At 59.9% G+C, this 12,950-nt stretch carries 12 protein-coding genes and 1 pseudogene; 7 read left to right on the forward strand and 6 right to left on the reverse strand.

Going from position 1 to position 12,950, the window contains the following annotated elements; all coding sequences use genetic code 11:
• The 3 genes and pseudogenes from NW827_RS00290 to NW827_RS00300 all read right to left on the reverse strand — a co-directional run.
• Positions 1-858 (reverse strand): annotated as a pseudogene (locus tag NW827_RS00290) (hypothetical protein); the annotation flags it as partial.
• Positions 859-927: 69 nt separating this feature from the next.
• Positions 928-1,377 (reverse strand): plastocyanin/azurin family copper-binding protein, encoded by a 450-nt coding sequence (locus NW827_RS00295; RefSeq protein WP_414359493.1) that lies wholly within the window; start codon positions 1,375-1,377, stop codon positions 928-930.
• A gap of 42 nt (positions 1,378-1,419) precedes the next feature.
• A complete protein-coding gene (locus NW827_RS00300; RefSeq protein ID WP_414403164.1) occupies positions 1,420-2,253 on the reverse strand; it encodes a 4'-phosphopantetheinyl transferase family protein in 834 nt (277 codons plus the stop codon).
• Between the two features lie 51 nt (positions 2,254-2,304).
• On the opposite strand from NW827_RS00300, the gene NW827_RS00305 reads away from it, so the two are divergent.
• Complete coding sequence (locus tag NW827_RS00305) at positions 2,305-3,663, forward strand: LCP family protein (protein WP_414503198.1); 1,359 nt, start codon at positions 2,305-2,307, stop codon at positions 3,661-3,663.
• Positions 3,664-3,895: 232 nt separating this feature from the next.
• Positions 3,896-5,752 (forward strand): molecular chaperone HtpG, encoded by a 1,857-nt coding sequence (htpG, locus tag NW827_RS00310; RefSeq protein WP_414403162.1) that lies wholly within the window; start codon positions 3,896-3,898, stop codon positions 5,750-5,752.
• Here the strand turns inward: htpG and ribH are convergent.
• Positions 5,749-6,327 (reverse strand): 6,7-dimethyl-8-ribityllumazine synthase, encoded by a 579-nt coding sequence (gene ribH, locus NW827_RS00315; RefSeq protein ID WP_414403161.1) that lies wholly within the window; start codon positions 6,325-6,327, stop codon positions 5,749-5,751. The genes htpG and ribH overlap by 4 nt on opposite strands.
• Positions 6,328-6,423: 96 nt before the next feature.
• A complete protein-coding gene (locus tag NW827_RS00320; protein WP_414359501.1) occupies positions 6,424-7,428 on the reverse strand; it encodes an alpha/beta fold hydrolase in 1,005 nt (334 codons plus the stop codon).
• Between the two features lie 91 nt (positions 7,429-7,519).
• On the opposite strand from NW827_RS00320, the gene NW827_RS00325 reads away from it, so the two are divergent.
• Together NW827_RS00325 and cbiE are read left to right on the forward strand one after the other, a co-directional pair.
• Positions 7,520-8,152 (forward strand): cobalt-precorrin-8X methylmutase, encoded by a 633-nt coding sequence (locus NW827_RS00325; protein WP_414403160.1) that lies wholly within the window; start codon positions 7,520-7,522, stop codon positions 8,150-8,152.
• A gap of 47 nt (positions 8,153-8,199) precedes the next feature.
• Positions 8,200-9,438: a precorrin-6y C5,15-methyltransferase (decarboxylating) subunit CbiE gene (gene cbiE, locus NW827_RS00330; RefSeq protein ID WP_414503199.1), complete on the forward strand. Its 1,239-nt coding sequence runs from the start codon at positions 8,200-8,202 to the stop codon at positions 9,436-9,438.
• A 130-nt stretch (positions 9,439-9,568) separates the two neighbouring features.
• Here the strand turns inward: cbiE and NW827_RS00335 are convergent, their stop codons facing one another.
• Positions 9,569-10,165: an NYN domain-containing protein gene (locus NW827_RS00335; RefSeq protein WP_414359506.1), complete on the reverse strand. Its 597-nt coding sequence runs from the start codon at positions 10,163-10,165 to the stop codon at positions 9,569-9,571.
• A gap of 189 nt (positions 10,166-10,354) precedes the next feature.
• On the opposite strand from NW827_RS00335, the gene sfsA reads away from it, so the two are divergent.
• From sfsA to msrA, 3 genes are all read left to right on the forward strand, one after another.
• Entirely contained in the window at positions 10,355-11,056 is a 702-nt protein-coding gene (gene sfsA, locus NW827_RS00340; protein ID WP_414360039.1) for a DNA/RNA nuclease SfsA, read from the forward strand.
• Between the two features lie 14 nt (positions 11,057-11,070).
• A complete protein-coding gene (xth, locus tag NW827_RS00345; RefSeq protein ID WP_414359508.1) occupies positions 11,071-11,856 on the forward strand; it encodes an exodeoxyribonuclease III in 786 nt (261 codons plus the stop codon).
• Positions 11,857-11,951: 95 nt separating this feature from the next.
• Positions 11,952-12,620, forward strand: a complete 669-nt coding sequence (gene msrA, locus NW827_RS00350) for a peptide-methionine (S)-S-oxide reductase MsrA (RefSeq protein WP_414403364.1) — start codon at positions 11,952-11,954, stop codon at positions 12,618-12,620.
• Positions 12,621-12,950: the final 330 nt, after the last annotated feature.

Genomic DNA, 12,950 nt, shown 5'->3' on the forward strand with positions numbered 1-12,950 from the left:
AAAGGTCAGCTCATCCAGTTGGGCTTGGATCCCTTCAGCCCGCACTTCGCGCGGTAGCCCATCCACAATGCCGAGCTTCTGCACCCGCTCCAAAACCCGCCGACTCAGACTCTGGAGCTGCTGCCACTCAGCCTCTGTTAAGTTGAGAACTGGGGCAGGAAGAGGGGGGGTGAGCTGTTCCAGAGCCGGCAGGGCTGCCCGATAGCGCTGCTGGGCCGCCTCCACCTGAGCAATCAGTTGGGTGTAGGGATCCATCACCTCTGGAGCCGGCCTGTCCAGCCAGGCTCGCTGCCAAACTTCAATGAGCTCTTGCCGGGCCCGCTGATCGGGGGGAAGCTGCTCTGGCCGCTCGGAGGGTTTTGCCGGCAAAGGCGGAGCAGTCGAGGGAGTGCGGATGGCCGTTTGCCGCACTGCCGCCTGCAGGGCCTCCCATTCTTCCGATGGCAGCTGGCGCAGATAGATCTGGGTAGGCAGGGAGAGCAACTGAACGGAAACGTAGGGCAAGGGGCCAGCCTCTTGCCGAATGGCTTCCACTGCAGCCAGGAGGGCCTCTAGGTTTTGCCGCATGCTCTCGTTGGCAGCAGGGTTAATCTTGAGGGCCTGTACCACCCGCCGTCGCGCCTCGGCCTGCCGCGCCTGGGTGGCCTCCACATCCTCAATCTTTGCCGCCGCAGGGGCGATAAATGTCTGCGGCGAGCGACTGCCGACGGTCAGTTGTGGCTCGTTGTAGTAGCGGATCCCGTGGACAGCAGTGAGGGAGAGCAGCGCCAGCAGGTGGCCAAGGAGTTGCTCAGAAAGGGAGGGCCGGGCTTTGCGAGCAGACGGCGCCTGCGGTTGTCCCGTCCAGCGTTGCGCCATAGGTGGTAAGGGATTGTTCGTCAATTTGCCTGGCAGCCTCTTCTTTAACCGGCCAGCCCCGGGAACCGCCTAGTCACCAATGGTAATCTGGCCAATCATGCCTGCTTCAGCGTGGCCAGGGATCGTACAAACCAGGGAGTAAACCCCAGATTTGAGGGGGATAAACTGCCACTCCACTGCCGCGCCTGGCTTGAGCTCAATTTCTCGGATCTGCCCTTTAATTTCTACCCCAGCCACCTCCAATTTGCGCGTCCAAACAGCATCCGCAAAGTCTTTGGCGCTGAAGTAGTGCTTCAATTGGCTGGGATTGCTCAAACGCAACCGGTAGAGGTTGCCGTTGCGAAAAAAAAGCTCCTTAGGCACAAACACCAACTGGTTGTCGGCCGTGCCCAGCTCAACCGTTTTGTCCTGCGGCGTTTGCCGTGACAGATCCCGCCCCCAGGCCGGCCAAAGGAGGCCGCCACTCAACATCCACAGACAGCAGCTCAGGATTAGGAGATAGCGCAGCCCACGCAGCATAACCCCTACTAACCAACACCCTGGAAACCCCAAGATAGCAGCTCAAGAGAAAGACGGGAGACCTGCCCTGGCAGCGGGCTGGACTGCCACCAGCTCCTGGCTTGCGCCCTGCAGCCCTTGACTAAGCCACAGAGTGGGGGGTGCCGCTGCAGCGCTTTCCTTGCCTTGTTCCATGGCTACAGCCGCAACGTAGCCCTCGGCAACCCGGAGAGGCAAGACTAGCCAGGCGGGATCGGGATCCCTGGCCAGCCTTCTGGCACCAGCCAGACCCACGCCCATGGCTTTCAGGAGAGCCTCTTTTTGGGTCCACATCTGCAAAAAAACTGCGTCCCGCTCTGGCGGTGGGCAGGCAAGGAGGTGGGCTTGCTCAGCGGCGGAAAAATAGCGCTGGGCAATGCGTTGCCAATAAGGCACGGGTCGGATCTGCTCCAAGTCCACACCAATTCGACGCTGCAGCGTCAAGCCCACCAGGATCCCCTGCTGGGAGTGGCTGAGGTTGAACTGCAGCGGTAGGGGTGGATCCCGCCAATAGGGCTTACCGCTAGCCGTGCGGTCAAGGGAGATGTCCTGGGGCGGAATGCCAGTGTAGCGGCTGAGCAAGGTTCGCAGCAACAGACGACCAGCCAGGAAACGGCGCCGATCCTCCAACAGGTGCAGTTGCTCTGCCCGCTGCCGTTCCTCGAGGGAAAGCAAGTCAAGCTGAGAGAGCAACGCCTCCAAGGGGGGCACCTCCTCTAGCCACAGGTAGATCGCTGGCTTTTCTAGCTCCAGCAGCGGTTGCCGCAGTCTTACCCTCCCAAGCTCCAGAGGCCCAGACAGTTCTGGAGGTTGCAAATAGGGTAACATGGCCTTGGGCTGGCGTGGTTGGAACACCACCTAGACAGTAGCTCTCTTCCTGGACGTGCTCGCAAGGCCAGGGTTGACTTGATGTATTCCTTTCACTACCCACCCCGCCCCGACCGTATCCGCACCGCTCCTCAACAGGCTACTCGCCAAGGGATCCTCTGGCCGTTGCTGGTCGTTACGGCTGTGGTGTCCGGCTGTGCAGGGGCTTTCCTGGCGGCCATGCTGCCCCGTCCGGTTCTCCCCCCTTCTCTAAGTGCTGAGGACCAGGCAGTCTTCCGACCGGATGCCCTGCGGGCTGCTGCCCTGGATCAGTCCCTGCACATTCTCATCCTTGGCACCGACAAGCCAGATCCCACCCTCTCGGGATCGGGGGTGGCACGCTTTAACAGCCGCTCCGACACCATCCTTCTTGCTCGCTTTGATCCCCAGGAGCGGCGGATTACCGTGTTGTCGATCCCTCGCGACACCCGCGTGCGCTTGCCCGGCTTCGGCGTGGCCAAGATCAACGCCGCCAACCTGGTGGGAGGCCCTGCCCTAACCGCTCAGGTGGTGAGCCAGTTGCTGGGCGGGATCCCGATTGACCGCTACGTCCGCCTCAATACTGAGGCCCTGGAAGCCATAATCGACGCAGTGGGTGGCGTGGAGGTCTACGTACCGGAGCCCATGCAGTACGTGGATCGCACGCAGCAGTTGTTTATTAACCTAGAACCCGGCTGGCACCGCCTCAACGGGAAACAGGCCCAACACTTTGCCCGCTTTCGCCGCGACCACCTGGGGTTGGGAGATATCGGCCGGGTGCAACGGCAACAGGAGCTGCTGCGGGCCCTCAGCCGGGAACTGCTTTCCCCTGCCGTCTGGCCGCGCATCCCGCAGGTTTTGCAGGTTGTCCGTACCCACCTGGATACCAACCTTACTTGGGAAGAAGTCTTGAGCTTGGCCAAGTTCCTTCTCACCTACGGCGGGGATCGCATTGATCTCCTGCTGTTGCCGGGCCGCTTCAGCCAACCAGGAGAATTTGCCACCAGCTACTGGCTGCCGGATCTAGCCGGGATCCGCCGTGTGGCCGCCACCCATTTTGGCCTGGAGGCAGAAGTGGCCCCCATCCCGCCGCAACACCTGCGCATAGCTGTGCAAAACGCTACCGGCAAGCCGGGGATGGCCCGCCGCATGGTGCAAGAACTGATTAGACAGGGCTACACCCAAGCTTTTGCCGTCGAAGACAGCCCCCAGGTGTTGCCGCACACGGAGATCCTCGCCCAAAGTGGGGATCGGGAGGGAGCTATGCAGGTTCGCGCTGCCATTGGGCTAGGAGAGCTGCGGGTGGAGTCCACGGGAGTTCTCAACTCCGACATCACCATTCGTCTGGGTCAAGATTGGGCAGAGCAGCTTGCCCTCGAGATAAACCAGGGCCAGAGCCAGCATAGAGGAGCTCAGCTCTAGGGCCAGTTGATCTGGGTGCCAATTGTCGAGGGGGATCCCAGTTTTCCTCCTGGCGCTAGGGACACAAAAACAGTTGCTAGCGTGCTGGGTTTAAAACAGCAGCGTCCAAAGCTGTCCTACTAGGCCCTAGGAAGGCAAACCGCGTATACCAGGAGGGTGAGGCTTAAGGCTTAGTTTTCTTGGTAGATTGGAACTAAGCTGGTTCTAAGTTGGTTCAAGTGGCAACCTGCCTATGACCGTCCTGGAACAGGGAGCTATCACGGTCCACACGGAGAACATTTTTCCCATCATCAAGCAGTTTCTCTATTCGGATCGCGAGATCTTTTTGCGGGAGCTGATCTCCAACGCTGCTGATGCCATTGCCAAGCTGAAAATGGCCAAGCTGGCTGGCGAAGTGACGGATCCCCCAGAGCCAGAGATTGTCATCTCGCTCCACAAAGAGGCCAAGACCCTCTCCGTAAGCGACACTGGCATCGGCATGACCGCCGAAGAGGTGAAAAAATACATCAACCAAGTGGCCTTCTCCAGCGCTGAAGAGTTTATTCAAAAGTACAAGGACAAGGGGGCGGACCAGGTCATCATTGGTCACTTTGGGCTGGGTTTTTATTCTTCCTTTATGGTGGCGCAGCGGGTGGAGATCGACACCCTTTCCTACCGGCCTGGCAGCACCCCTGTGAAATGGTCCTGTGACGGCAGCCCCAATTTTACCCTCTCATCTTCCCAACGCTCTGCCATCGGCACCACTGTTACCCTCTACCTAACCCCCGATAGTGAGGAATATTTGGACCCAGGCCGCATCCGCGAACTGGTGCGCAAGTACTGCGACTTTATTCCTGTTCCCATCAAGCTCAACGGAGAGGTTATCAACCGGCAAAAGCCTCTCTGGAAAATTCCTCCTTCAGAACTTAAAGACGAAGACTACCTAGAGTTTTACCGCTATCTGTATCCTTTCCAGGAGGATCCTCACTTCTGGGTCCACATCAACACAGATTATCCTTTCATTGTGCAAGGGATCCTTTACTTCCCCAAGTTGCGCCCGGATATTGATCCCACTAAGGGTCAAGTTAAACTTTTCTGCAACCAAGTTTTTGTCCAGGATAACTGTGAGGAGGTTATCCCTAAGTTTCTCCTGCCCTTGCGCGGCGCCATCGACAGCCCCGATATCCCCCTCAACGTCTCCCGTAGTTTCTTACAAAACGACCGCACCGTTAGGCGCATTGGGGATCACATCGCCAAAAAGGTGGCAGATCGCCTCAACGAGCTCTACAGAGAAGACTACGAAAAGTACGTCAGGGTCTGGCCAGATATCAGCCTCTTTATGAAATTTGGGGCCATGAACAATGACAAGTTCTTTGCCCAGATCAAAGACATTCTCATCTTCCGAGTGGCCGGATCCCCTGCTGATAAACCGGAGTACGTGACTCTCAAAGAATACCTGGAGCGCACGCGGGAGAAACAGAACAAGCGGGTTTACTACGCCACCGACGAGGCAGCCCAGAGTGCCTACATCGACCTGCACCGCTCCCAGGGCCTAGAAGTCATCATGCTAGATAGCTGGATCGACAGCCATTTCAGCAGCTTCCTGGAGCGGGAGTATCGGGAAGAAGGGATCCAATTTAAGCGGGTGGACTCGGAGTTGGATGAAGCCCTGATCAATAAAGACAAGGCTGCTGAGATTGTTGACCCCACAACTCAGAAAACCCGCAGCGAAAAGCTGATGGATCTTTTCCGTCAGGCGCTGGGGAAAGAAAAGCTGCAAATCAGGGCCGAGGCCCTTAAGTCAGAGTCGGTTCCGGCCATGATCCTACTGCCGGAAACCCTGCGGCGGCTGCAAGAGCTGAACGCTATCTTGCAACAGAAGCCAATGGAGTTTTTGGAAGAACACACCCTAGTTCTCAACACCGCCCACCCCCTGATCCAAAACCTGCAAGCTTTGGCCGAGGAGGGGCGGGATCCAGAGCTGGTCAACCTTATCTGCAACCACATCTATGACCTAGCGCTGATTACCCAGAAGAGCTTCGACCCAGCAGCGGCGCGGGCCTTTGTGCAGCGCTCCAACGAGGTGCTGACGCGGCTTACCCGCCGTTAGTAGGCAGCACTCTCCCAGCCGGCTCCCGTCTGCAGAGCTTCTGCTGGCCCAGGCAAGGGAGGGCGAGAGCTGGCGCCGTTTCTGCTCTCTTGGAGAAGGGGAGCCACCTGCCGCATAAGGGTAGCCATCTCTAGGGCACTCATGGCGTACTCCCAGCCCTTGTTGTTTTTGATCCCAGCCCGCTCTAGCGCCTGCTGCAGGGTGTCGGCCGTGAGGATACCGAAAATGACCGGCACCCCAGTACGGAAGCCTGCTGCCGCGATCCCCTTGGACACCTCTGCCGCCACATAGTCAAAGTGGGGGGTCTGCCCCCGGATCACCGCCCCCAGGCAAATAATGGCATCGTAGCGGCGGGACTGGGCCAGTTGGTGGGCTACCAGCGGCACCTCAAAGCTGCCAGGCACCCAGTAGTAGTCCACCTGGCGGCTCTCGGGGCTGACATCTAGGCCATGCCGCTTCAGGGCATCCTGACACCCCTCCAACAACTTGCCCACAATTAAATCGTTAAACCGGCTAATAACAATGGCTAGACGCAGATCGCCTGTCTGAACAAAATTCCCTTCGTAAACTGCCATCTTGCTGCTCCGGGAAAAGAAAGCGGCCTCCCCTAGGCCGCAAAGCGGCACTTTTTATCCTGGCATACTCCCGGTGCTCCTGGCCCAATCGGCTAGCTAGGCCAAGAAGGGATCCCTGGACAGACGGCGGGGCAGGCTAGTAGGGGTCTCCAGGCTGGCCGCCCACTCACTGAGGAGGGCATTGACCCAGTGGGGCAGCTCGTCGTGGGCACAGTGGCCTACCCCTGGCAGCTTCACCAAAGTAAGAGCCGGCTGCCAGCGCTTGAACTGATCCGCCAAAAAACTGGGCACCGCCGGATCCTCTTGACCCCAGAGGAGGAGAATGGGCATTTTGAGGGCGGGCAGTAGGCGCCTGGGGCTGTCGAAGCGGCGGCAGAGGATGGCCCTGAGGCTGTCCAAGAACACATGGGCTGCCCCCAGGTCAAAAGCTGGCGCTTGGAAGATCTGCACCAGCTCGTCGTCCACCTGCTCATCCCGCTTGTAGACGTTTTTGATCCAGGCCCGCAGTACCTCAGTTTGCCGCAGCCAATGAAAGAGGTGGGGATAGGTGAGCGGGCACCCCAGCAAGGCAAGGATCCCTTCGCAGAGGGCTCGCACCAGGACATCCCAGGGAGGGGGCAACTCTTCGGGGTGGGGCCCATCGGCGCAGCTAATCAGGCACAGGCCCTTCACCATCTGGGGATAGCGGCTAGCGGCAATCACCCCCACCAGCCCGCCCAGGGAGTGGCCAACCAGGATCAGGGGCTGCTGGATGTGGACGTGCCAAAACTCGTACACCTGCTCCACCCACAGGTCAACGCTGTAGGCGATCTCCGGCTTGGCGCTTTTCCCAAATCCCAGCAAGTCGAGGGCGTAGACAGAGCGCTGCGCTCCCAGGGGGATGATATTGTGGCGCCAGTGGCCTACCGAAGCTCCAAAGCCATGGATTAGAAGGGCCGGCGCCGCCACCAAGTTTACCTGGCCAGTGGGGGTGTGAGCGCGACTAGGAGTGTAGGTGAAGTGAATGGGCCAGCCCCGCCAGACCCAAGTTTGGGAATGGCCATAGCGAGGCAAGCCCGAGAGGGGATCCCTGGTGTCAGCTGCTTGGGGGGGAGAGGGCATTTCAAGTCTAGGGGAGGAGCAAGTTAACAACAAAAGCCCCACTGCTAGAGTGGATAGACCCATCATAGCGACTGCGTCGGGGTGCCTTGAGATGAGCGAGGAGACAGGCTGGATAGACCCCATTACGGCGGCCAGCTTTCGCCAGATCGACCAAGAGATCGGTCCCCACCCCTGGCAGGGGATCCCCTATGAGATTGTGCGCCGCGCCATCCACGCCACCGCTGACTTCGAGCTGCGGGATCGCTTTGTGTTCAGCCCCACGGCAGTTGAGGCGGGGCTGGCGGCCCTGCGGCAAAAACAGCCGGTGGTGGTGGATGTCAGGATGGTGGCCGCCGGGATCCAAGCGGGCCTTGAGGCCCAGGGGATCCCGCTCCACTGCGCCTTAGACTGGGTGGAGGAGCCCCTTGCAGTGGGGCAAACCCGCGCTGCTCAGGGGATGATTAAGGTGGCCCGCCGCTACCCGGAGGCCATCTTTGTTGTTGGCAATGCCCCCACCGCCTTGTTGGCGCTGGTGGAGGAGATTCGCGCGCAGCGGCTCCGGCCCAGCCTCGTGATTGGGGTGCCGGTAGGCTTTGTGGCCGTGGAGGAGGCAAAGCAAGCCTTGGCCCAAACGGATGTCCCCCAGATTCGGGTGGAGGGCCGCAAGGGTGGATCCCCGGTGGCTGCCGCCATTGTCAATGCTCTACTGCTAGCCGCCCGCCGCCTCCCCTCCTCAACCCACTAGAATTGGAGCTACGTCTGCACTCCCCCAATCCACCTATCGAACGCCCAATGGCTGACCGGCCACCTCAGCTGGCAGTGGTAGGCGTAGCGGGGGACGGCTCCGTGGCTTCCTGGGGGATCCGGCCTCTCTCCCAAGCCCAAACCCTGGCCGGGCCCCCTAGCCTGCTGCAGCTCTTTGCCGACCATCCCGCTCGCAAGGTCTGGCTTACTGGACCGGTGGAAAGTTGGATCCCGCTTCTGCAGAAGGAACTAGCGCAGGGATCGCTGGTTTTGTTGGCCAGCGGGGATCCCCTGTTTTTTGGAATTGGGCGCCTGCTGACCCAGTATTTCCCACGGGAGCAGTTGGCGTTCTACCCGCAGGTGAGCTCAGTGCAGTTGGCCCTCAACCGCCTGCAGATCCCCTGGCAGGAGGCCACCATCCTCAGCCTGCACGGACGGGGAATGGAGCTGTTGGAACCCGTTCTCAAACAGGGATCCCCTGTGATTGTGGTGCTTACCGATCCCGAGCACACGCCAGCCGGCCTAGCCCAGTTCATTGCCGACCTGCAGCTGCCAGTGCGCTACCAGGCCTGGGTATGCAGCCAACTGGGATCCCCCCAGGAGCAGATTGTGCCCCTCCTTGCAGGGAAAGCCTCCACCTTCCCCAGCCCCAACCTGGTAGTGTTGCAGCGCGTTGAGTCGGAACCGGATCCCCGTCGCTGGCCCCTAGTCGGGATCCCCGACGATCAGTTCCACACCTTTCCCGACCAGCCCGGCCTAATCACCAAACAGCCCATCCGCCTCCTCACCCTGGGGGCGCTGCAGCTGCCGCGGCAGGGAGTAGTTTGGGACATTGGGGCCGGCACCGGCTCGGTGGCTGTAGAGATTGCCCGCCTCTCGCCCCAGCTCCAGGTCTATGCCATTGAGCGCAATGCCACGGGCATTTGTCTTATCCAGCGCAACCGCCAACGCTTCGGCCTGGAGAACCTGCACGTGATCCCGGGGGCAGCGCCCCAGGCGCTGGCTGACCTGCCGGATCCGGATCGGGTGTTGCTGGGGGGAGGTGGCAAAGGGATCCCCCAGCTCCTGCCCGTAGTGGCGGCCCGCTTGCGGCCTGAGGGAATCCTGGTGGCCAACTTCGCCACCCTGGAAACCTGCAGCGAAGCTCTACAGTGGCTGCGCTCACGGGGCTGGCAGGTGCGGCTGGAGCATGTCCAGATCTCCCGCTCAACAGCCCTGGCGGAGGGCACTCGTTTTGCCCCCCTCAACCCCGTTTACCTGTTGCAAGGGATCCCGGCCAGTTCTTGACCTCCTCCCCCCCTACCGGCTTGCTCCAGCCCACGCAAGCCAACAGCGCCGCCGGAGGGACGGGACTTGAATCCCCTTTTCTTGGCCATCGCCGTAACGCTTTCCCCCGGGCCAGGGGGCTGGCGGCAAACTACCCCTCGTCCTCTTCGTCGTTGCTGAGCCCTCCTCGGTAGAGGTAGGAAGGTCGGTTGGTCTTCTTAATGTAGTCCTTGATGGATTCTAGGTCGATGTAGCGATCCGCCAAGTTGATGAGTTGATCACTGGTCATGGAGCGCAGGCTAACCACCTCCACCCGTGCTCCCTGATAGCTAACGGCATTGACGGCATAGGCCAAGTCGCCGTCGCCGCTCACCAGCACCGCTGTCTCATACCAGCGCACCAGCGACAACATGTCCACGGCAATCTCCACATCTAGGTTGGCCCGCTTGGATCCATCCGGGAGCTGGGTTAGCTCTTTGGTAACCACCCGGTAGCCATTGCGGCGCATCCAGAGCAAAAACCCCTGCTGCTTTTCGTTGTTGCGATCAACGCCGGTGTAGAAGAAGGAGCGCAAAAGGGGAGAACGACCGGTGAGCGTCTTCAGGAGGCGGGTGTAGTCAATCTCAATGCCCATCTGCAGGGCAGCATAGAAGAGGTTGGCCCCGTCAATGAAGATGGCTACGCGCCCGCGGTTGTCCTGGAAAGGCTCCGGAAGTTGAAAGCCAGGCTCAGGATCAAGACGCAACATTCGAGTTTTCTTCTCCAAGTTTTGGCAAAGGGGTAGAGAAAGTAGAATATTGCCAAGGGTCAGGAGGGCAAGGCATTGGCACAGCAGGGCCCTAGCTTACGCCATTACCCTAGCGTAGAAGATCACCTCCCCCTGGAAGACTTCCAAAATCCTAAAGAAAAATACTTAGCCGAGCCTGGGCGGGGAGGTCTGCTCTCTTATCGCTTCCCCACTCCCCTCCACAAAGGGGTGTTGCGCAGCCGCTACAAACGCTTCTTTGCGGAGGTGGAACTAGAGGACGGGCAACAGGTAACCGCTCACTGCCCCAACACTGGCCCGATGACGGGAGTCTGCCAGGTGGGGGCAGCTGTGTACCTCTCCTACCACCCCCATCCCCAGCGCAAGCTGGCCTACACCTGGGAGATGATCCAAGTAGGGGAGGTGTGGGTAGGGATCAACACTGGCCTCCCCAATCGCCTGGTGGAATGGGGGCTGGAACGCGGCTGGTTTCCCCAATTGGCGGGATTTTCCCATTGGCAACGGGAAGTCACCTGCGGCAGAAGCAAAATCGACTTCTTGCTCAGGGGAGACTCTGGCTTGGCCTACCTAGAGGTTAAAAACACCACCTGGGCGGTGGGATCCCGCGCCCTCTTCCCGGATACAGTGACAACTCGCGGCCAAAAACACCTGGAAGATTTGATCCAGATCCGCCGGCAAGGGCAGCGGGCTCTGCTGCTGTATTGGATTAACCGCGCCGATTGCACCGAGTTTGCCCCCGGGGCAGAACGGGATCCCCGCTATGCCCGTCTGTTTTACCAGGCCCTGCAAACGGGGGTTGAGGTGCTGCCCTACCGGGTCGAGGTTTCGCCGCAAGGGATCCGCCCCTTGGGCCTAGCTCAACTTGTGGTCTAAGAGAACCTTCTGGGATGCAAGTAGCCACCTGGAATGTCAACTCCATCCGCACCCGCCTGTCTCAGGTTTTGGCTTGGTTGGACAAGCAGGGATCCCTGGATGTGCTCTGCCTGCAAGAGACCAAGGTGGTGGATGAAGACTTTCCCCGGGCCGCCTTCGAAGAGCGGGGCTTTCATGTGGAGGTGTACGGGCAGAAAGCCTACAACGGCGTTGCCCTCATCAGCCGGGAGGTGCCGGAAAAAGTAGAGCGCGGCTTTGGGGCCCTGCTGCCGACAGCAGCAGAGCTGGACGAGCAAAAGCGGCTTATCGGCGGCCTCTACCGCGGCATCCGCATCCTCAACCTCTATGTGCCCAATGGCGAGGCGGTGGGATCTGACAAGTACGCCTACAAGTTGCGCTGGCTGGCCTGCCTGAAAGAGTACCTCCAGCTGGCCCTCGACCAAGGGCAGCCGATTCTTCTCTGTGGTGACTTCAACATTGCCCCGGAAGATCGGGATATCTACGATCCCAGCAAAGCCGGAGAAATCATGGCCTCGGAGCCGGAGCGGCAGGCCCTGCGGGAGATCCTGGCTTTGGGGTTTGAGGATGCCTTCCGCAAGTTTAACCCGGATCCCGGCCATTTTAGCTGGTGGGACTACCGGGCCGGAGGGTTTCAGAAGAATCGCGGCTGGCGCATTGATCACCTTTACCTTTCCCCTCTGCTTCAGGACAAGGCTATTGCCTGCTGGATTGACCTTGAGCCGCGGCGGTTACCGAAGCCCAGCGACCATGCCCCTGTGGTTGTAGAGCTGGCAGTCTAAAATCCCCAAGCCGCTCCTTGCCAATCCTTCCCTGAGACAAGAGCGGCTACCTGCGCTAGGCTGGTAGGTGTTAACGAATGTATCGGGCTACCGCCATGGCGCTCTTTGGTTTTGGCAAACTGAGCAAGAAACTGACCCTGCCCACGCCGGAAGAGGCTTTGCCGGGCCGCTCCGAGCCAATGGCAATCGTTAACCGGCACTACGTCAAGGGCACGCCCCTAAAGCCTCCCTTTCCCGAGGGCATGGAGCTGGCCATGTTCGGCATGGGCTGCTTTTGGGGAGCCGAGCGCAAGTTTTGGCAGTTGCCCGGAGTGTTTACCACTGCCGTGGGCTATGCGGGCGGGTATACCCCCAACCCCACCTATGAGGAAGTTTGCACCGGCTTGACTGGCCACAATGAGGTGGTGCGGGTGGTTTACGATCCCAGCCAGATTAGCTACCTGCAGCTTTTAAAGGTGTTTTGGGAAAACCACGATCCCACCCAAGGGATGCGCCAGGGCAATGATGTGGGCACCCAGTATCGCTCCGGCATCTACGTCTACTCCCAAGCCCAACGGGAGCTGGCGGAAAAAACCCGCGATCTCTACCAGCAGGCTTTGAGCGCCCACGGCTACGGTCGGATCACCACTGAGATCTTGGAGGCTCCAGAGTTCTACTACGCCGAAGACTACCACCAGCAGTACCTGGCCAAAAACCCACGCGGCTACTGTGGCCTGGGGGGAACGGGGGTGCCGCTGCCGGAGCTCCTCCCTGAGTCTGTATGAACTACCCCACCGCGCAGGCGGGTGGGGTTTCCCCATCCGCTTGACGGTGAGATTTTTGTCTCTTCCTCTGCCCCAGTTGCTTCATAGATCCCGTGTACCGGGTCTCTGAAGTAGAGCTGAAGCATCCAAGACTCACGAGGCTGGTTCCCAACCCCGGTTGCCGATTAGCGGCAACGTTGTACAGTACCATCACCGTCCCCCTGTCCCGCGGTATCGCAAACCCACAGGCAGAACAGACATGGTAACGGTTACTTAGCTCTGCCCACTCCTTGTGGACAGCACCGCACTAAGGACTCCGTCCCGCTGACGCGAACGGACAGCGCTGAGACG

The sequence above is a fragment of the Synechococcus sp. H70.1 genome (assembly GCF_047502705.1).
Classification (GTDB): domain Bacteria; phylum Cyanobacteriota; class Cyanobacteriia; order Thermostichales; family Thermostichaceae; genus Thermostichus.

Excerpts from the sequence above, each read along its gene's own strand:
- NW827_RS00335 (WP_414359506.1), bottom strand. The coding sequence starts at position 10,165 with ATGTTGCGTCTTGATCCTGAGCCTGGCTTTCAACTTCCGGAGCCTTTC.
- ribH (WP_414403161.1), bottom strand. The coding sequence starts at position 6,327 with ATGGCAGTTTACGAAGGGAATTTTGTTCAGACAGGCGATCTGCGTCTA.
- NW827_RS00305 (WP_414503198.1), top strand. The coding sequence starts at position 2,305 with ATGTATTCCTTTCACTACCCACCCCGCCCCGACCGTATCCGCACCGCT.
- NW827_RS00325 (WP_414403160.1), top strand. The coding sequence starts at position 7,520 with ATGAGCGAGGAGACAGGCTGGATAGACCCCATTACGGCGGCCAGCTTT.
- NW827_RS00320 (WP_414359501.1), bottom strand. The coding sequence starts at position 7,428 with ATGCCCTCTCCCCCCCAAGCAGCTGACACCAGGGATCCCCTCTCGGGC.
- cbiE (WP_414503199.1), top strand. The coding sequence starts at position 8,200 with ATGGCTGACCGGCCACCTCAGCTGGCAGTGGTAGGCGTAGCGGGGGAC.
- msrA (WP_414403364.1), top strand. The coding sequence starts at position 11,952 with ATGGCGCTCTTTGGTTTTGGCAAACTGAGCAAGAAACTGACCCTGCCC.
- htpG (WP_414403162.1), top strand. The coding sequence starts at position 3,896 with ATGACCGTCCTGGAACAGGGAGCTATCACGGTCCACACGGAGAACATT.
- xth (WP_414359508.1), top strand. The coding sequence starts at position 11,071 with ATGCAAGTAGCCACCTGGAATGTCAACTCCATCCGCACCCGCCTGTCT.
- NW827_RS00295 (WP_414359493.1), bottom strand. The coding sequence starts at position 1,377 with ATGCTGCGTGGGCTGCGCTATCTCCTAATCCTGAGCTGCTGTCTGTGG.